The sequence below is a fragment of the Serratia sp. YC16 genome, assembly GCF_009707615.1.
GTDB lineage: Bacteria > Pseudomonadota > Gammaproteobacteria > Enterobacterales > Enterobacteriaceae > Serratia > Serratia surfactantfaciens.
Genome location: NZ_WLYN01000014.1, coordinates 1 through 17054, shown reverse-complemented (window position 1 = coordinate 17054; position 17054 = coordinate 1). Strand labels below are relative to the sequence as shown.

General features: G+C 60.5%; 20 protein-coding genes. 13 read left to right on the top strand and 7 right to left on the bottom strand.

The genetic code is table 11. The annotated features are described in order from the left end of the window. The first annotated feature begins 24 nt into the window (after nucleotides 1-24). The 4 genes from rsmE to ruvX all read left to right on the top strand — a co-directional run bounded on the left by rsmE (nucleotide 25) and on the right by ruvX (nucleotide 2836). Complete coding sequence (gene rsmE / locus GKN89_RS22560; RefSeq protein ID WP_019456087.1) at nucleotides 25-756, top strand: 16S rRNA (uracil(1498)-N(3))-methyltransferase; 732 nt, start codon at nucleotides 25-27, stop codon at nucleotides 754-756. Nucleotides 757-766: 10 nt separating this feature from the next. Then, nucleotides 767-1717 (top strand): glutathione synthase, encoded by a 951-nt coding sequence (gshB, locus tag GKN89_RS22555; protein WP_015379045.1) that lies wholly within the window; start codon nucleotides 767-769, stop codon nucleotides 1715-1717. A gap of 133 nt (nucleotides 1718-1850) precedes the next feature. Beyond that, nucleotides 1851-2414 (top strand): YqgE/AlgH family protein, encoded by a 564-nt coding sequence (locus tag GKN89_RS22550; RefSeq protein WP_004937452.1) that lies wholly within the window; start codon nucleotides 1851-1853, stop codon nucleotides 2412-2414. Next, complete coding sequence (gene ruvX, locus GKN89_RS22545) at nucleotides 2414-2836, top strand: Holliday junction resolvase RuvX (RefSeq protein WP_019456088.1); 423 nt, start codon at nucleotides 2414-2416, stop codon at nucleotides 2834-2836. Before GKN89_RS22550 ends, ruvX begins: the two co-directional genes overlap by 1 nt. Here the strand turns inward: ruvX and GKN89_RS22540 are convergent. Then, complete coding sequence (locus GKN89_RS22540) at nucleotides 2833-3855, bottom strand: type IV pilus twitching motility protein PilT (protein ID WP_154747816.1); 1023 nt, start codon at nucleotides 3853-3855, stop codon at nucleotides 2833-2835. The two genes, ruvX and GKN89_RS22540, sit on opposite strands and share 4 nt — an antisense overlap. Before the next feature lie 20 nt (nucleotides 3856-3875). Between GKN89_RS22540 and GKN89_RS22535 the strand changes: the two genes are divergently transcribed. The 6 genes from GKN89_RS22535 to hemW are packed head-to-tail and all read left to right on the top strand — an operon-like array spanning nucleotide 3876 to nucleotide 8044. Next, nucleotides 3876-4583 carry a YggS family pyridoxal phosphate-dependent enzyme gene (locus GKN89_RS22535; RefSeq protein ID WP_019456090.1) on the top strand — a complete coding sequence of 236 codons (708 nt, stop codon included), beginning with the start codon at nucleotides 3876-3878 and terminating at the stop codon, nucleotides 4581-4583. 20 nt (nucleotides 4584-4603) lie between these two features. Beyond that, entirely contained in the window at nucleotides 4604-5425 is an 822-nt protein-coding gene (proC, locus tag GKN89_RS22530) for a pyrroline-5-carboxylate reductase (protein ID WP_154747815.1), read from the top strand. Between the two features lie 31 nt (nucleotides 5426-5456). Continuing rightward, the gene (locus GKN89_RS22525; protein ID WP_019456092.1) at nucleotides 5457-6011 is read left to right on the top strand and encodes a YggT family protein; all 555 of its coding nucleotides are present in this window, start codon (nucleotides 5457-5459) and stop codon (nucleotides 6009-6011) included. Beyond that, the gene (gene yggU, locus GKN89_RS22520) at nucleotides 6008-6298 is read left to right on the top strand and encodes a DUF167 family protein YggU (protein ID WP_074055088.1); all 291 of its coding nucleotides are present in this window, start codon (nucleotides 6008-6010) and stop codon (nucleotides 6296-6298) included. Before GKN89_RS22525 ends, yggU begins: the two co-directional genes overlap by 4 nt. A 17-nt stretch (nucleotides 6299-6315) precedes the next feature. Next, complete coding sequence (locus GKN89_RS22515; protein ID WP_154747813.1) at nucleotides 6316-6909, top strand: XTP/dITP diphosphatase; 594 nt, start codon at nucleotides 6316-6318, stop codon at nucleotides 6907-6909. Continuing rightward, complete coding sequence (gene hemW, locus GKN89_RS22510; RefSeq protein WP_154747812.1) at nucleotides 6902-8044, top strand: radical SAM family heme chaperone HemW; 1143 nt, start codon at nucleotides 6902-6904, stop codon at nucleotides 8042-8044. Before GKN89_RS22515 ends, hemW begins: the two co-directional genes overlap by 8 nt. 36 nt (nucleotides 8045-8080) lie before the next feature. Here hemW and GKN89_RS22505 read toward each other — a convergent pair whose 3' ends face one another. The 5 genes from GKN89_RS22505 to trmB all read right to left on the bottom strand — a co-directional run bounded on the left by GKN89_RS22505 (nucleotide 8081) and on the right by trmB (nucleotide 11433). Continuing rightward, nucleotides 8081-8515 (bottom strand): DUF29 domain-containing protein, encoded by a 435-nt coding sequence (locus tag GKN89_RS22505; RefSeq protein WP_019456096.1) that lies wholly within the window; start codon nucleotides 8513-8515, stop codon nucleotides 8081-8083. Nucleotides 8516-8615: 100 nt separating this feature from the next. Further along, entirely contained in the window at nucleotides 8616-9338 is a 723-nt protein-coding gene (locus tag GKN89_RS22500) for a DUF2884 domain-containing protein (protein ID WP_060441034.1), read from the bottom strand. A 30-nt stretch (nucleotides 9339-9368) separates the two neighbouring features. Then, on the bottom strand, nucleotides 9369-10292 hold the full coding sequence (gene glsB, locus GKN89_RS22495) for a glutaminase B (RefSeq protein WP_004937414.1): 924 nt from the start codon (nucleotides 10290-10292) through the stop codon (nucleotides 9369-9371). 95 nt (nucleotides 10293-10387) lie between these two features. After that, complete coding sequence (locus GKN89_RS22490) at nucleotides 10388-10714, bottom strand: YggL family protein (protein WP_019456098.1); 327 nt, start codon at nucleotides 10712-10714, stop codon at nucleotides 10388-10390. Continuing rightward, complete coding sequence (gene trmB / locus GKN89_RS22485; RefSeq protein WP_154747811.1) at nucleotides 10714-11433, bottom strand: tRNA (guanosine(46)-N7)-methyltransferase TrmB; 720 nt, start codon at nucleotides 11431-11433, stop codon at nucleotides 10714-10716. Before trmB ends, GKN89_RS22490 begins: the two co-directional genes overlap by 1 nt. A gap of 177 nt (nucleotides 11434-11610) precedes the next feature. On the opposite strand from trmB, the gene mutY reads away from it, so the two are divergent. The 3 genes from mutY (at nucleotide 11611) to mltC (ending at nucleotide 14120) form a co-directional block, all read left to right on the top strand. Then, entirely contained in the window at nucleotides 11611-12711 is a 1101-nt protein-coding gene (gene mutY, locus GKN89_RS22480) for an A/G-specific adenine glycosylase (RefSeq protein ID WP_230329026.1), read from the top strand. Further along, complete coding sequence (locus GKN89_RS22475; protein WP_004937404.1) at nucleotides 12708-12980, top strand: oxidative damage protection protein; 273 nt, start codon at nucleotides 12708-12710, stop codon at nucleotides 12978-12980. Before mutY ends, GKN89_RS22475 begins: the two co-directional genes overlap by 4 nt. Before the next feature lie 63 nt (nucleotides 12981-13043). After that, the gene (gene mltC / locus GKN89_RS22470) at nucleotides 13044-14120 is read left to right on the top strand and encodes a membrane-bound lytic murein transglycosylase MltC (RefSeq protein WP_154747810.1); all 1077 of its coding nucleotides are present in this window, start codon (nucleotides 13044-13046) and stop codon (nucleotides 14118-14120) included. Nucleotides 14121-14170: 50 nt separating this feature from the next. Here mltC and speF read toward each other — a convergent pair whose 3' ends face one another. Then, entirely contained in the window at nucleotides 14171-16336 is a 2166-nt protein-coding gene (gene speF, locus GKN89_RS22465; protein ID WP_154747826.1) for an ornithine decarboxylase SpeF, read from the bottom strand. Between the last annotated feature and the right edge of the window lie 718 nt (nucleotides 16337-17054).

The window sequence follows — 17054 nt, the reverse complement described above, 5'->3', positions numbered from 1 at the left end:
CGTTTCGTCAGGATCAGACTACCCATGCGCATACCCCGCATTTACCATCCGCAACCGCTGACCGACCAGGCGGAGATCGCCCTCAGCGAGGACGCCGCCAACCATGTCGGGCGCGTGCTGCGCATGAGCGCCGGCCAGGCGCTGCAGCTGTTCGACGGCAGCAACCAGGTGTTCGACGCCGAGATAGTTCGGGTGGACAAGAAGAGCGTGCTGGTGCGCCTCGGCGACGGCCGCGTAGATGACATCGAATCGCCGCTCAACCTGCATCTGGGCCAGGTGATCTCGCGCGGCGAGAAGATGGAGTTCACCATCCAGAAATCCATCGAGCTGGGCGTCAACGTCATCACCCCGCTGTTTTCCGAACGCTGCGGCGTCAAACTGGACGGCGAGCGTCTGGCGAAGAAAATCCAGCAATGGCAAAAGATCGCCATCGCCGCCTGCGAACAGTGCGGCCGCAACCGCATTCCGGAAATCCGCGAGGCGATGTCGCTGGAGGCCTGGTGCGCCGAGCAGGACGGCAGCCTGAAGCTCAACCTGCACCCGCGTGCCAGCCACAGCATCAACACGTTGCCGCAGCCGGTGGATCGCGTTCGCCTGCTGATCGGCCCGGAAGGCGGTTTGTCCGCTGACGAAATCGCCATGACCACCGACCACGGATTTACTGATATTCTGCTGGGACCACGCGTTCTGCGTACCGAAACCACAGCGCTCACCGCCATTACCGCTCTGCAGGTCCGCTTCGGCGACCTGGGTTAAAGGAGAAAAGATGATTAAGCTCGGCATCGTGATGGACCCAATCGATTCCATCAACATCAAGAAAGACACCAGCTTCGCCATGCTGCTCGAAGCGCAGCGCCGCGGTTACGAATTGCACTACATGGAGATGAACGATCTCTATCTGCATGCCGGTGACGGGCGCGCCCGCACCCGCCTGCTGAGCGTGAAGGAAGACAAGGAGAGCTGGTTCAGCTTCGGCGCCGAGCAGGATCTGGCGCTGCACGAGCTGGACGTGATCCTGATGCGCAAGGATCCGCCGTTCGATACCGAATACATCTACGCGACCTACATTCTGGAACGCGCCGAGGTTAAAGGCACGCTGGTGGTCAACAAGCCGCAAAGCCTGCGCGATTGCAACGAGAAGCTGTTCACCGCCTGGTTCCCGGAGCTGACGCCGGATACGCTGGTCAGCCGCAGCGCCGCGCACATCCGCAAATTCCACCAGCAGCACGGCGACATCATCCTGAAGCCGCTGGACGGCATGGGCGGCGCGTCGATCTTCCGCGTGAAGCAGGACGATCCTAACCTGTCGGTGATCATCGAAACCCTGACCGAACACGGCAGCCGTTTCTGCATGGCGCAGAACTTCCTGCCGGCGATCAAGGACGGTGACAAGCGCATCCTGGTCGTCGACGGCGAGCCGGTGCCTTACTGCCTGGCGCGCATTCCGGCGCAGGGCGAGACCCGCGGCAACCTGGCGGCCGGCGGCCGTGGCGAAGCGCGCCCGCTGAGCGAGAGCGACTGGAAAATCGCCCGCACCGTCGCCCCGACGCTGAAAGAGAAAGGGCTGATCTTCGTCGGCCTGGACGTGATCGGCGACCGCCTGACTGAAATCAACGTCACCAGCCCGACCTGCGCGCGCGAGATCGAAGCGGCATTCCCGATTTCGATTACCGGCATGCTGATGGACGCCATTGAAAAGCGCCTGGCGGCGAAGTAATGCGCAATGCGGGCGGCATGCCGCCCGCTGTTCTGCATCGCGCCCGCCAAAGCGCGCCTTGAAAGGCGGCGGGTATAGCCGCATACTGGCGGCTGTTTATTTTCTCACCCATTGATTACCTTATACTAACGCCATGAATTTACAGCACCATTTTCTGATCGCCATGCCAACCTTGCAGGATCCTCGCTTCAAACGCTCGGTGATTTATATCTGCGAGCACAATGAAGAAGGCGCCATGGGTTTGGTGATCAATAAACCGGTGGAGCAATTCACGGTAGCCACGGTGCTGAGCAAGCTGAAGATCATGCCGCCTGCGCGCGATCCGGCCATCAGCCTGGACAAACCGGTGTTCGCCGGCGGCCCCCTGGCGGACGATCGTGGGTTTATCCTGCATACGCCGCGCCACGGCTTCGGCGCCAGCATTCAAATTTCTCCCAACACCATGATCACCACCTCGAAAGACGTGCTGGAGACGCTCGGCACCCCGGAACAACCGGACGACGTGCTGGTGGCGCTGGGCTATGCAGGTTGGGAAAAGGGCCAGCTGGAGCAAGAGGTGTTGGAAAACGCCTGGCTGACCATCGAAGCCAACACCGACATTCTGTTCCGCACGCCGATCGCCAGCCGCTGGCGCGAGGCGGGGAACCTTCTGGGCATCGATATTCGCAGCATCGCCAACCACGCAGGACACGCCTGATGAGCAACCGCACCATTATCGCCTTCGACTTCGGCACCAAAAGCATCGGCGCGGCCATCGGCCAGGAGCTGACCGGCAGCGCTCGCGCACTGGCGGCGTTCAAAGCGCAGGACGGTTCGCCGGACTGGCTGAAAATTGAAAAACTGCTGAAGGAGTGGCAGCCGGATCTGGTGGTGGTCGGCCTGCCGCTGAACATGGACGGCACCGAACAGCCCGTTACCGCCCAGGCGCGCAAATTCGCCAATCGCCTGCACGGCCGTTTCGGCATCCAGATCGAGCTGCAAGACGAGCGCCTGAGCACCGTAGAAGCGCGCGCCAACCTGTTCGATCGCGGCGGCTTCCGCGCACTCGATAAAGGCAGCGTGGACTCCGCCTCCGCGGTGGTGATCCTCGAAAGCTGGTTCGAACGGCAGCTGGGCTAAAAGCCCGCCCTCTCCCCCGCGTTATCCCCCAGCAAACCGACGTCGATCCGCTGCTGCAAACCTTGCTCAAAGGTTTGCATGCCGGACTGCGCGCCGGTTTGCAACACGCTCGCCAGCTGATGCGTTTTCCCTTCGCGGATCAGGCTGCTGACCGCCGCCGTCGCCGTCAGCACTTCGAAGATCGCCACTCGCCCGCCGCCGGGCCGTCTCATCAGCTTTTGCGCGATCACCGCCTGCAGGCTGCCCGCCAGTTGGGCGCGCACATAGGGTTTCTCGTCCGCCGGAAACACGTCCACCAGCCGCTCCACCGCCTGCGGCGCGCTGCGGGTGTGCAGCGTCGCCAGCACCAGGTGGCCGGTCTCCGCCGCGGTGAGCGCCAGCCGGATGGTGGCGACATCACGCAGCTCGCCCAGCAGGATCACGTCGGGATCTTCGCGCAGCGCGGCGCGCAACGCCGCATCGAAGCTGTGGCTGTCGCGGCCGATCTCTCGCTGCTGGATCAGCGATCGTCGGCTGCGGTGCAGAAATTCGATCGGATCTTCCAGCGTCAGAATGTGCCGCTGCTGATGCCGGTTGATCTCGTCGATCATCGCCGCCAGCGTGGTGGATTTACCGCTGCCGGTGGCGCCGCTGATCAGGATCAAGCCGTCGTCGCGCCGCAGCAGCGCCGGGACGATGGCCGGCGCCGCCAGCTCGGCAAGCGAGGGCGACTGCCCAGCGATGCGCCGCAACGCGAGAGACATCCCCGCGCTTTGTTGAAAAACATTGGCGCGCAGCCGCTCCCCGCCCGGCCGGTGCAACGCCAGATCGATCTGCCCCAACCGCTGCAGGCTCTCGCGCTGCTGCGCATTCAGCAATTCGTCGCAGAGGGTCTGCACGCCTTGCGCCGTCAGCGTTGGCGCCGCCGCCAGCGGCTGCAGTTCACCGTCGATGCGCAACATCGGCGGATGACCGGCACAAAGGTGCAGATCGGAAGCATTATGCTTTACACTAAGGGCCACGAATTCATCGATATCCATATCACTCTCCCGGGTCAATAATGAGCACTATCCAACAGAACCTGCAGGATGTCAGAAACCGCATCGCGGCCGCCGCGCAAAACTGCGCGCGGGCGCCAGAAGAAGTTGCCCTGCTTGCCGTCAGCAAAACCAAACCTGTGGCGGCGATCGCAGAAGCCATCGCCGCCGGCCAGCGCGCCTTCGGCGAGAACTACGTGCAGGAAGGGGTAGACAAGATCCGGCATTTCGCCGAATCGCCGCAGGGCGGCGAGCTGGTGTGGCACTTTATCGGCCCGCTGCAATCCAATAAGAGTCGGCTGGTGGCGGAACACTTCGCCTGGTGCCATACCGTGGATCGGCTGCGCATCGCCCAGCGCCTGAGCGATCAGCGCCCGGCCGACATGCCGCCGCTCAACGTGCTGATTCAAATCAACATCAGCGACGAGCAAAGCAAATCCGGCATCGCGCTGGCCGAACTGCCGGCGCTGGCCGAGGCGATCGCCGCGCTGCCGAACCTGGCGCTGCGCGGCCTGATGGCCATCCCGGCACCGGAAGCAGATTATCAGCGGCAGCTGGCGGTATTCAGCCGGATGAACGACGCATTTCTCGCCCTGCGTCAGCGTTATCCCCAGGTCGATACGCTGTCGATGGGCATGACGGACGACATGGCGGCGGCGATCGCCGCCGGCAGCACCCTGGTGCGCATCGGCACCGCAATTTTTGGCGCCCGCGACTACTCGCAGGCCTGACAAAACAGACGAGGGATTTGATGCAACATCGCAAGATTACCTTTATCGGCGCCGGCAACATGGCGCGTGCAATCATCGCCGGCCTGGTGGCGGGCGGCTATCCGGCCAAATCCATCAGCGTCTGCGCCCCTTCGCCGAAAAACCGTGACGCGCTGGCGGCGGACTACGGCATCGTCAGCAGCGGCGACAACATCGCCTGCGCGCGCGAGGCCGACGTGGTGGTGCTGGCGGTCAAACCGCAGATGATGGCCGACGTGTGCCAACCGCTGCGCGAGCAGGTCGATTTCAGCGGCAAACTGGTGCTGTCGATCGCCGCCGGCATTCAGGTCAGCCGGTTCTATCAGCTGCTGGGCGACAAGCTGGACATCGTGCGCATCATGCCCAACACCCCGTCGCTGGTCGGCAAAGGTATGAGCGGGCTGTACGCGCCGGCGCAGGTCAGCCAGCAGGATCGCGATTACACCGGCGATTTAATGGCGTCGGTCGGTAAAGTTTGCTGGGTAGATGACGAAAATGGCATCAACGGCGTGATCGCCGCCGCGGGCAGCGCCCCGGCTTATTTCTTCCTGTTTATGGAAGCGATGCAAAAAGAAGCCGAGCGCATGGGCTTCGATAGCCAGACCGCGCGCGATCTGGTGCAGCAGGCCGCTTCCGGCGCCGCCGCGCTGGTTGAAGCCAACCCGGATACGCCGCTGGGCACGCTGCGCGAGCAGGTGACCTCCAAAGGCGGCACCACCGCCGAAGCGCTGCGAGTGTTCAATGAACACCAATTGCCGGAAACCGTGGCGCAAGCGATGCAGGCCGCCGTTTCCCGTGCACAAGAGATGGAAAAATTATTTTAAATAACCACGAGTTAAGGAGAAGGACCACTTCATGCTAACGCTGACTTTCCTGGTCAAGACCGTTGTTGATCTGTACGTGATGGTGCTGTTGCTGCGCATTTGGATGCAGTGGGCACGCACCGATTTTTACAACCCGTTCTCGCAGTTTGTGGTGAAGATCACCCAGCCGGTGGTCGGCCCGCTGCGCCGCATCCTACCATCGCTGGGGCCTATCGACAGCGCTTCGCTGTTGCTGGCATTCCTGCTGATGACCATCAAGTACCCGCTGCTGCTGCTGATCCAGGACGGCGCGATATCGCTCAGCCCCTATAACCTGCTGTTCGGCCTGATCTCGCTGGTGAAGTCCGTCGGCTACCTGATCTTCTGGGTGATGATCATTCGCGCGCTGATGAGCTGGGTAAGCCAGGGCCGCAGCCCGATCGACTACGTGATGTACCAGTTGACCGAACCCTTGATGGCACCGATCCGCCGCATCATCCCGGCGATGGGCGGCATCGACTTTTCCGCCATGGTGGTGATCCTGATCCTCTATCTGCTCAACTACCTGGGCATGGATCTGTTCCCCCAACTTTGGTTCCTGCTGTGAGTGCAGTCACTCCGGTGCTGGACGGGCTGGCGATCAGGCTATATATTCAGCCGAAAGCCAGCCGCGACCAAATTATCGGCTTGCATGGCGACGAACTGAAAGTCGCCATCACCGCCCCGCCGGTCGACGGCCAAGCCAACGCCCATCTGATCAAGTTTATCGCCAAGCAGTTCAAAGTGGCGAAAAGCAACGTCACCATCGAGAAAGGCGAACTGGGGCGGCATAAACAGTTACGCATCGTGAATCCGCAACAGCTCCCCGCCGTGGTCGCGGCGCTCATCGAATAATTTTCAAGGTAGTCATTATGCAAAAAGTCGTTCTTGCCACCGGTAATCCGGGCAAAGTGCGCGAACTCGCCGACCTGTTGGCCGATTTCGGCCTGGACGTGGTCGCGCAAACCGATCTGGGCGTGGAATCCGCCGAAGAGACCGGCCTGACGTTTATCGAAAACGCCATTCTGAAAGCGCGCCATGCGGCACAGGTCACCGGCCTGCCGGCGATCGCCGACGACTCCGGCCTGGCGGTAGATGCGCTGGGCGGCGCGCCGGGCATCTACTCCGCACGCTACGCCGGTGAAGACGCCGACGATCGGCAGAACCTCGACAAGCTGTTGGCGGCGCTGAAAGACGTGGCGCCAGGCCAGCGCGGCGCGCAATTCCACTGCGTGCTGGTCTATCTGCGCCACGCGCAAGACCCGACGCCGCTGGTGTTCCACGGCAGCTGGGCCGGCGAGATCGCCGAGCAGGCAGCCGGTGAAAGCGGCTTCGGTTACGATCCTGTCTTCTACGTGCCGGAACTGGGCCGCACCGCCGCCGAGCTGAGCCGCGACGAAAAGCGGGCGATTTCTCACCGCGGCAAGGCGCTGAAGCTGATGTTGGAAACCCTGCGCAATGCTTAAGCTGCCCCCGCTGAGTCTCTACATCCACATCCCGTGGTGCGTGCAGAAATGCCCGTACTGCGATTTCAACTCCCATGCGCTGAAGGGTGACGTGCCGCATCAGGAGTATGTCGATCATCTGTTGGCGGATCTGGATGCCGATCTACCGCTGGCCGGCGGCCGGGAGATAAGCACCATATTTATCGGCGGCGGCACCCCCAGCCTGCTGAGCGCCGAGGCGATGCAAGCCTTGCTGGACGGCGTGCGGGCGCGCATTCGCGTCGCCGACGACGCCGAAATCACCATGGAAGCCAATCCCGGTACCGTGGAGGCCGATCGCTTCAGCGGCTACCAGCGCGCCGGCGTCAACCGCATCTCCATCGGGGTGCAGAGCTTCAGCGCCGAGAAGCTGACCCGCCTGGGGCGCATCCACGGCCCGGAAGAGGCCAAGCGCGCGGCGACTCTGGCGACTGGCCTCGGCCTGCGCAGCTTCAACCTCGATCTGATGCACGGCCTGCCGGACCAGTCGCTGGAAGAGGCGCTGGACGATCTGCGCCAGGCTATCGCCCTCAACCCGCCGCACCTGTCGTGGTATCAGCTGACCATCGAGCCGAACACCCTGTTCAGTTCACGCCCGCCGGTTTTGCCGGACGACGATGCGCTGTGGGACATCTTCGAACGCGGTCACCGGCTGTTGAGCGCCGCCGGCTATCAGCAGTACGAAACCTCGGCCTACGCCAAGCCGGGCTACCAATGCCAACACAACCTCAATTACTGGCGCTTCGGCGACTATCTGGGGATCGGCTGCGGCGCGCACGGCAAGGTGACCTTCAGCGACGGCCGCATCCTGCGCACCGCCAAGACCAAACACCCGCGCGGCTTCATGCGCGGCGACTACATGGACAAGCAGCATGAGGTGGCGGCGGCGGATCGGCCGTTCGAGTTCTTCATGAACCGCTTCCGCTTGCTGGAAGCCGCACCGCGCGCCGACTTCGTCAACTACACCGGGCTGGCGGAAAGCGTCATTCGCCCGCAATTGGACGAGGCGTTGGCCAAAGGCTATCTGGAGGAAACCGCGGAGCACTGGCAGATCACCGAGAAGGGCAAACTGTTCCTCAACTCGCTGCTGGAGCTGTTCCTGGCGGACGACGAGTAAAAAAAAGCGCTGAATAATCAGCGCTTTTTATTGGTGTTAATCCGGGTAAAACGTCTGAGACAGAATCTGCTGAGTTTCCCAGATGCCGTTTTCCGGATAGACATCCAGCCCAGTTTCGGCCGTAGCGAGCGCAACGGCCTTCGACCAGACGACATCCAGCCAATCAGCATCGCCCAGTTTACCTTTTAGGCTAGGCGACTCTTTCAAGCTGTAAAGCACCTCTTTACGCTGCGCTTTAATCGTTCTCTCCCAGCTGGTTCCGCGCCTGGCCGGCTGATATTTCCATTTAAGCAAATGTGCAATCAGCACCGTCATCCGGCTAGCAAGTTCCCTTTGCTCGCTCTTCCCCACGTCCTCAATCTCCTCGGCGATCTTTTCAATATCGATCTCAGACAATTTTCCGGAGCGCAAAAGAGCGGCCTGTTCATTTGCCCAGGCAACAACATCGGTTTCGTAGCGTGTATGGCTCATAGCGTCCTCCGTCAACATCCATAAATCTGTACGTAGTTTAACCAGTCTGTCAGATAAGCTTCAGAAGGTCAAAAAACAGACTACCGAGAAGGTTCTTAAATCATTTCAACGCCTTCAGCAGATCCTTGCGCTGAGTTTCCAGTGCGGTGACGCGGTTGCACACATCGTGGCCGAAGTTCTGGAAGTCCTGCTCCTGGTTGTTCCACTCGTTCTGGATCGCCTTCTGCAAGCCACCCAGGTTGCCCATGATCGCCTGCAGCGGGTTGCCGCCGCTGTTGGCAGCCTGTTTGACGCCCATCTCGTTCAGGCTGTCCTGCAGCACGCCGCCCATGCTCTGCTGCACGATGTTGCGGCCGTCCTGTTCCACCTGGTCGATCGCCTTGTGGTGGAAGGTCAGGCCGTCGCTGCGGTGCTCGATGATACGGTTCATTTGCTGTTTCAGCTGGCCATTCAGGGTGGTCAGGCGGTTGCGCACGTTGCTGTTGCTGCCCAGCTCTTTGACAATCACCTTATCCAGCGCCGAGCGGGCTTTCTCCAGGTGTTTCTGCGCGCCGTCGTCGATCCACGGCAGCTGCTTGCGCAGCGCGCTCTGGTAACTGAAGGCTTTCTGCCGCTGGCTGTCGTTCAGGCTCAGCGCCTGGCCGTTGCGGATCACGTCGCCGTCCGGCGAGATTTGCAGGTCGCCGCTGGCGCCTTTCACCTGCACGCTTTGCGGGCTGATGATCACATCGTCCTGGGGTTTAACGCTGCATTGGTACTCGGCGTGGGCCTGCGCGGCAGTCGCCGCCAGCAGCAGTAAGGCTAACCCGGTTTTCTTCAACATAGCTTCTCCTGACTCCCATCCAGATTGGGATTAAAAAATCGAACGACCGATACGTTGAGACAACAGTTCCAGCGCCGCAGTTCCCGCCAGCGAGTTGCCGGATGCATCCAGCTCCGGCGACCAGACGACGATCGACAGCTCATCCGGCACGATGGCCACGATGCCGCCGCCCACGCCGGACTTGCCAGGCATTCCCACCCGATAGGCGAATTCGCCGGCACCGTCGTACATGCCGCTGGTCATCATCAGGGCGTTGATCTGCCGGGCCTGCAGCGGGCTGATCACCGCCTCGCCGCTGAGATCGCGGCCGTGGTTAGCCAGATAGACGAAGCTGCGCGCCAGTTCCACGCAGCTCATGCGCAGCGCGCAGTAGTGGAAATAGGTTTGCAGCACGGTGATCACGTCGTTTTCGAAGTTGCCGAACGACTTCATCAGATAGGCGATGGCCGCATTGCGATCGGAGTGTTCGAACTCGGAGCGCGCCACCCGCAGGTCATAGGCCAGATCGTCTTCGCCGGCCAACTGACGCACCACCTCCAGCATGCGCTGTTTGGGGGCGCTGAGCCGGGTTTGCAGCATGTCGCACACCACCAGCGCGCCGGGGTTGATAAACGGATTGCGCGGTTTGCCCTGCTCCATCTCCAGCTGCAGCAGCGAGTTGAACGGCAGGCCGGAAGGCTCTTTGCCCACGCGCCGCCAGATCTCAGGCTCCTGATAGCGCGTCAGCGCCAGCGTCAGGCTCAGCACTTTAGAGATCGACTGGATAGAGAAGCGCTCCGCGGCGTCGCCGGCCTGGAACAGTTCACCGTCCACCGTGCAAACGGCGATCGCCAACCGGTCGGCGGGCACTTCTGCCAACGCAGGGATGTAGTCGGCCACTTTCCCCTGGCCAATCAGCGGGCGCACCTGTTGCAGGATCTCCTCCAGCAACGCGTTATCCAATGTTGTTACCACCTCGGTCACACTCCGGGCAAAACAAAGGCGCCGTTAAGGCACCTTAGATCAATAAAACGGCGCGGCACGAAGCCGCGCTCATCGGGCAAGCGCGATCAATCCCACCAGATATCGAACAGATCGCTGACCTTAACGTCGGTCAGTTTGCGCGCTTCCAGCCAGTTTTTCACCAGTTCGCGCTGCTCGTCGGTGCAGTGGCCGATCTTCTGCAGGCAGATCAGACCTTCCCACTGCAGGTAGCCGCTGCCGTCAAACGCCAGACCGTTCGGCTCGATCACTTCATCGATGAAGGTATCCAGCGTGCTGTCGATGTCTTCCACCGACGTGCCTTCGGCGAAGCGCCAGGCTACGGAGAAACCCAGCTCCTGAAACTCTTCAATGTGCAATTTTTTACGTAAACGACGACTGCGGTTCTTAGCCATTATTCTTTCCTCTCAAACATCAAGTCCCAAACGCCATGTCCCAGGCGCTGGCCGCGTAATTCAAATTTCGTCAGCGGGCGTGAATCCGGACGCGGCACGTAATCATTATCGCTGGAAAGATTACGATAGCCTGCGACCTCATTCATAACCTCTAACATATGTTCCGCATAAGGTTGCCAATCGGTGGCCATGTGGAAGACGCCGCCGGTCTTCAGTTTGCGCAGTACCAGTTCGACAAACGGCGTTTGCACGATGCGGCGCTTATTGTGGCGCGCCTTGTGCCACGGATCGGGGAAGAACAGCTGCACCATGTCCAGCGAGCCGTCCGGGATCATGTTTTCCAGCACTTCAACCGCGTCATGACACATCACGCGCAGGTTGCTCAGCTTCGCCTCGTGGGCGTCGGCCAGGCAGGCGCCCACGCCCGGCGAGTGCACCTCAATCCCTAAAAAGTTCTGCTGCGGGTTGTTGCCCGCCATGGTCACCAGCGAGGCGCCCATGCCAAAACCGATCTCCAGCACCGTCGGCGCTTCGCGGCCAAACAGCGCGGCGAGATCGACAGCTTCAGCCTGATACTCCACGCCCATCACCGGCCAATAGTTCTCCAGCGCGTGCTGCTGGCCTTTGGTCAGCCGCCCCTGGCGGCGGACAAAACTGCGGATACGGCGCATCGCGCGGCCGTTCTCATCAAATTCCGGGGAGATGACGTCATTAATCATAGTGCTTTCTGTCTGTTTGGCTGCCAATTAGGGAAACGCGCATTATGCAAAGATACATTGGTTTAGCAAGTGTTCATCTTCTGTACCCGCCGTGCGGCGTCGGAAAGTTCCGGTTTACAGCATCATGACTCTATGCTGCAATCTCGCTTCATTTTCTGCCGGATAACGACTCTGCTCATGATGCAAGCACAACAATTCGCACAGGTGGTGCTTGACTGGTACCAGCGCTACGGCCGCAAAACCCTGCCGTGGCAGTTGGAGAAAACCGCCTATCAAGTATGGCTCTCCGAGGTGATGTTGCAACAGACTCAGGTTGCCACCGTCATTCCTTATTTTCAGCGCTTTATGGCTCGTTTTCCCAACGTGCGTGCGCTGGCGGAAGCCCCGCTGGACGAAGTGTTGCATCTGTGGACCGGTCTCGGCTATTACGCCCGCGCCCGCAACCTGCACAAGGCGGCTCAGACCATTGTCTCACAGCACGGCGGCGAGTTCCCGACAACCTTCGAAGAAATCGCCGATTTGCCGGGCGTCGGCCGCTCCACCGCCGGCGCGGTGCTGTCGTTGGCGCTGGGCCAACACTATCCGATCCTCGACGGCAACGTGAAGCGCGTGCTGGCCCGCTGCTACGCGGTAGAAGGTTGGCCGGGCAAGAAAGAGGTCGAAAACCGGCTGTGGAAAATCAGCGAAGAGGTCACCCCGGCACAGGGCGTCGGCCAGTTCAACCAGGCGATGATGGATCTGGGCGCCATGGTCTGCACCCGCTCCAAACCCAAGTGTGAACTCTGCCCGCTCAACGTCGGCTGCCTGTCTTACGCCAATCACAGCTGGGCCAACTACCCCGGCAAGAAACCCAAGCAGACCCTGCCGGAAAAAACCGCTTATTTCTTGTTGCTGCAGCACGGCGACCGCGTGTGGCTGGAACAACGCCCGGCGGTGGGCCTGTGGGGCGGCCTGTTCTGCTTCCCGCAGTTCAGCGCGCGCGTGGATTTGGAACTCTGGCTGCAGCAGCGCGGTCTGAAAGGCAAGCGCCTCGAGCAGTTGACCGCGTTTCGCCACACGTTCAGCCATTTCCATCTCGATATCGTGCCGATGTGGCTGTCGCTCGATGCGGCGGGCAGCGGCATGGATGAGGGCGCAGGTCTCTGGTATAACTTAGCGCAGCCGCCATCGGTCGGGCTGGCAGCGCCGGTGGATCGCCTGTTGCAACAGTTGGCGAAGCAGCCCCCGATCCAACAAAACTTATATGGCGATAGCGCCATCGATGAGGAATTAGCATGAGCCGCACCATTTTTTGTACTTTCCTGCAGCGCGACGCCGAAGGCCAGGATTTCCAGCTTTATCCGGGCGACGTCGGCAAACGCATCTACAACGAGATCTCCAAGGAGGCCTGGGGCGAGTGGATGAAGAAGCAGACCATGCTGATCAACGAGAAGAAGCTGAACATGATGAACGTGGACGACCGCAAGCTGCTGGAAGAGGAAATGATCAAGTTCCTGTTCGAAGGACACGACGTGCACATCGAAGGCTATACGCCGCCGAGCGAATAACGCTGTTGGGGCCAGGCGCTGGCCCGCTTCAATCCTCTTATACTTCTTCCAAACGGCTTTAAGATGAAGAAAATTTTAGCTTTGCTCGTAATAGCGCCTTTGCTGATCTCCTGTTCCGGCAAAAAAAGTGAAGAAATCAACGAAGCCTGGATCAAAGATACCAACGGCTTCGACATTCTGATGGGCCAATTCGCCCACAACATCGAGAACATCTGGGGTCTGAACGAAGTTCTGATCGCCGGGCCAAAAGACTACGTCAAGTACACCGACCAATACCAAACCCGCAGCCACATCAACTTCGACACCGGCGCCATTACCGTCGAGACCATCGCCACCACCGATCCGGCCGCGCATCTGCGCCAGGCGATCATCAGCACGCTGCTGATGGGTGACGATCCGGGCTCCATCGATCTCTATTCCGACGCCAACGATATCCAGATCAGCAAAGAGCCGTTCCTGTATGGCCAGGTGCTGGATAACAAAGGCGCGCCGATCCGCTGGGAATGGCGCGCGGCGCACTTCGCCGATTATCTGCTGCAGACCAAGCTGCAAAAACGCACCTCCGGCCTGCACGTGATCTACTCGGTCACCATCCAGCTGGTACCTAACCACCTGGACAAACGTGCGCACAAATACCTGCCGATGGTGCGCAAGGCGTCGGAAAAATACGGCGTGGACGAGTCACTGATTCTGGCGATCATGCAGACCGAATCGAGCTTCAACCCGTATGCGGTGAGCGGTTCTGACGCACTAGGCCTGATGCAGGTCATGCAGCATAGCGCCGGCAAGGACGTCTTCCAGATGCGCGGCAAGTGGGGCGTGCCGAGCCGCAGCTACCTGTTCGATCCGGAGAACAACATCGACACCGGCACCGCCTATCTGGCAATCCTGCAGAACAACTACCTGGGCGGCATTCAGAACCCGACCTCGCGCCGCTATGCGGTGATCACCGCCTACAACGGCGGCGCAGGCAGCGTGCTGCGGGTGTTCTCCGGCGACAGAACGCGCGCGGTGGGCATCATCAACGGCATGCAGCCGGGCGACGTGTATCAGACGCTGACCACCAAACACCCGGCCGCCGAGTCGCGCCGCTATCTGGTGAAAGTGAATACCGCACAGAAGAGCTACCGCAGAAAGTAACGCTTCCCGCGTGGATAAATGAGAAGGGCCGGTGCGAACCGGCCCTTTTTTTACTGCTTGATCATATAGCCGAAGATGCGCTTCCAGCCGTGATCTTTCTTCTCGATGTAGACCCCCTGCAGCTCCGGCGAGAAGCCCGGCAGGCGGTTGATGCCCTCCTCCAGCGCCAGGAAGTAGCGCTGCACCGCCCCGCCCCACACTTCACCCGGCACCACGCACAGCACGCCCGGCGGATACGGCAAGGCCCCTTCCGCCGCGATGCGCCCTGCAGCCTGGCCGATCGGCACCAGCTCGACGTTGTCGCGGATAAACTCCACGTTGGCGTCCTGCGGGTTCATCACCACCGGCGGGAAATGATCCTGACGGAACATCTCTTTTTGCAGCTGTTTGACGTCAAAGCTGACGTACAGATCGTGCATCTCCTGACACAGCCGGCGAATGCTGTAGCCGCGATAACGCTGCTCGTTCTTGCGGTACACCGTCGGCAGCACCACGCTCAGCGGCGCATCTTCTTCAACATAGCGTTCGAACTGCGCCAGCATCTCTACCAGTTGCTCCATCTTGGCCGGGTTCTCCGCCGGGGTCAGCAGGAACAGGATCGAATTGAGATCGCACTTCTCCGGCACGATGCCGTTCTCGCGCAGGAAGTTGGCCAGAATGGTGGCCGGCACGCCGAACGCGGTGTATTGGCCGGTCGCGGCGTCAATGCCCGGCGTAGTCAGCAGCAGCTTGCACGGATCGACCAAATACTGATCCTGGGCATAGCCTTCAAAGCCGTGCCACGTTTCCCCCGGCACAAAGGTGAAGAAACGCGCGTCGTTGGCGATCAGATCGGTATCGTGATCCTGCCAATCTTTGCCCGCCACCTGCTGCGGAATAAACGGTTTCAGTTGGGAACAGCGCTTGAGCAGCTGTTTGCGCGTCTCGATGCCCAGCTTGACGCAGTCCATCCACATGCGGCGCCCGGCGGGGCCGGCGTGCATCTTGGCGTTGACGTCCAGCGCGGCGAACAGCGGATAGAACGGACTGGTCGACGCATGCAGCATAAACGCATTGTTCAGGTGCTTATGGTTGCAGTGGCGCTTTTGCCCTTTGATATGGTCGTCTTTCTTATGGATCTGCGACGTCTGCGAGAACCCCGCCTGCTGCTTATGCACCGACTGAGTGACGAAGATGCCCGGATCGTGCTCGTCCAGCTCCAGCAGCAGCGGCGAGCACTCTTTCAGCATCGGAATAAAACCTTCGTAGCCCACCCAGGCGGAGTCGAACAGAATGTAGTCGCACAGGTGGCCGATGGTGTCGATCACCTGGCGAGCGTTGTAAATCGTGCCGTCGTAGGTGCCGAGCTGAATGATGGCCAGCCGGAACGGCCGCGCTGCCGCAGCCTTCTCCGGCGCCACTTCGCGGATCTGCTCGCGCAGGTAACGTTCGTCGAAGCAGTGCGCATCGATGCCGCCGATAAAGCCGAACGGGTTGCGGGCGGTTTCCAGATAGACCGGCGTAGCACCGGCCTGGATCAGCGCCCCGTGGTGGTTGGATTTGTGGTTGTTGCGATCGAACAGCACCAGATCGCCGCGGGTCAGCAGCGCGTTGGTCACCACCTTGTTGGCCGCCGAGGTACCGTTGAGCACGAAGTAGGTTTTATCGGCGTTGAACACCCGCGCCGCGTGCTTCTGCGCATCTTTGGCCGAGCCTTCATGGATCAGCAGATCGCCCAGCTTGACGTCAGCGTTGCACATGTCGGAACGGAAAAGGGTTTCACCGTAGAAATCGAAAAACTGCCGGCCGGCCGGGTGCTTGCGGAAAAACTCGCCGCCCTGGTGCCCCGGGCATGCAAAGGTAGAATTTTCCATCTCGACGTAGGTCTTCAGCGTTTTGAAGAACGGCGGCAGCAGCGCCTGCTCATAGGCATCGGCTGCGGCCTCCAGCTGCGCCATGTAGAACGGCTTGCTGGCGCCGGCCAGCAGCGCGAACACCCCACTGACGAACGGCAGATAGTCCGGGGAAAGATGCTCGTCCCCTTCCACCGCCACGAAGGTCGGAATGTCGAACCCCGTCGCCTGCAAGCGCGCCAGAATGCCGGCGTTCACGTCGGCGACCGACACCACCACCGCCGCCACGTCGGTGTAGTCCGTCTGCTCTACGCGCACGATCTGGCGCAGCGTCTCAATGGTGGCGACCAGGCTGGCGCTGGTCGCGATTTTCAATTCTTTCATCATGCTGACTCTCAAACGGTGAAGGATGAGGGTGTGCCACCGGCACGGTAATGAGATAACGCGGTTATCCCGGCAAAAGCGATGCCCGGGCACGGCAGCATAAGCGACGTGCGTGACCGCCTCATGATCGGGGATCGTGACGGTTATCGGAGGAACTGATCTGGGCAGCGTCCGACAGGCATCAGTAAAATCAGGGCCGCAGCGCTGGCTTTACGCATGCCTAACAGCGAGCATCAGGCGGGCTTACCGCATGGCCGGCAGGCGTATTCGGACGGATGACGTACGGAGGAAGCAGCGACGGAACGGTGGCGGCGTCAGATGTCTGGAGCACGAAAGCGTTTGAGCGACAAAACCAGTCATGCCAATAACCCTCTGACTTATAAGAAGCGTGAACACCGTCAGGGAACGGAGAGTGCTAAAATTTGCGCAATGATTGCATGATTCGCTGCGGGGTTCAAGCAAGAGTCATCTTGATTGAGCGTCCGTTGATTAAACCTTAATACGCTGTTATTTAAATAGAATTATATATAAACCCATTTCCTTTACGGTATAAATACACGTTTTATATGCATATTTATTGGATGACAATCGCCGCCTGCCTCACCCCACACCTGGCTCGCTGCCTGAAAATAGAGCAACCGATCGGCTTTGTGACAGAAAGCGATTGACGCCATCCGGCCAATACGGTTTAATGCGCCCCGTTGCCCGGATAGCTCAG

Excerpts from the sequence above, each read along its gene's own strand:
- rsmE (WP_019456087.1), top strand. The coding sequence starts at position 25 with ATGCGCATACCCCGCATTTACCATCCGCAACCGCTGACCGACCAGGCG.
- gshB (WP_015379045.1), top strand. The coding sequence starts at position 767 with ATGATTAAGCTCGGCATCGTGATGGACCCAATCGATTCCATCAACATC.
- GKN89_RS22550 (WP_004937452.1), top strand. The coding sequence starts at position 1,851 with ATGAATTTACAGCACCATTTTCTGATCGCCATGCCAACCTTGCAGGAT.
- ruvX (WP_019456088.1), top strand. The coding sequence starts at position 2,414 with ATGAGCAACCGCACCATTATCGCCTTCGACTTCGGCACCAAAAGCATC.
- GKN89_RS22540 (WP_154747816.1), bottom strand. The coding sequence starts at position 3,855 with ATGGATATCGATGAATTCGTGGCCCTTAGTGTAAAGCATAATGCTTCC.
- GKN89_RS22535 (WP_019456090.1), top strand. The coding sequence starts at position 3,876 with ATGAGCACTATCCAACAGAACCTGCAGGATGTCAGAAACCGCATCGCG.
- proC (WP_154747815.1), top strand. The coding sequence starts at position 4,604 with ATGCAACATCGCAAGATTACCTTTATCGGCGCCGGCAACATGGCGCGT.
- GKN89_RS22525 (WP_019456092.1), top strand. The coding sequence starts at position 5,457 with ATGCTAACGCTGACTTTCCTGGTCAAGACCGTTGTTGATCTGTACGTG.
- GKN89_RS22515 (WP_154747813.1), top strand. The coding sequence starts at position 6,316 with ATGCAAAAAGTCGTTCTTGCCACCGGTAATCCGGGCAAAGTGCGCGAA.
- hemW (WP_154747812.1), top strand. The coding sequence starts at position 6,902 with ATGCTTAAGCTGCCCCCGCTGAGTCTCTACATCCACATCCCGTGGTGC.
- GKN89_RS22505 (WP_019456096.1), bottom strand. The coding sequence starts at position 8,515 with ATGAGCCATACACGCTACGAAACCGATGTTGTTGCCTGGGCAAATGAA.
- GKN89_RS22500 (WP_060441034.1), bottom strand. The coding sequence starts at position 9,338 with ATGTTGAAGAAAACCGGGTTAGCCTTACTGCTGCTGGCGGCGACTGCC.
- GKN89_RS22490 (WP_019456098.1), bottom strand. The coding sequence starts at position 10,714 with ATGGCTAAGAACCGCAGTCGTCGTTTACGTAAAAAATTGCACATTGAA.
- trmB (WP_154747811.1), bottom strand. The coding sequence starts at position 11,433 with ATGATTAATGACGTCATCTCCCCGGAATTTGATGAGAACGGCCGCGCG.
- mutY (WP_230329026.1), top strand. The coding sequence starts at position 11,611 with ATGATGCAAGCACAACAATTCGCACAGGTGGTGCTTGACTGGTACCAG.
- GKN89_RS22475 (WP_004937404.1), top strand. The coding sequence starts at position 12,708 with ATGAGCCGCACCATTTTTTGTACTTTCCTGCAGCGCGACGCCGAAGGC.
- mltC (WP_154747810.1), top strand. The coding sequence starts at position 13,044 with ATGAAGAAAATTTTAGCTTTGCTCGTAATAGCGCCTTTGCTGATCTCC.
- speF (WP_154747826.1), bottom strand. The coding sequence starts at position 16,336 with ATGAAAGAATTGAAAATCGCGACCAGCGCCAGCCTGGTCGCCACCATT.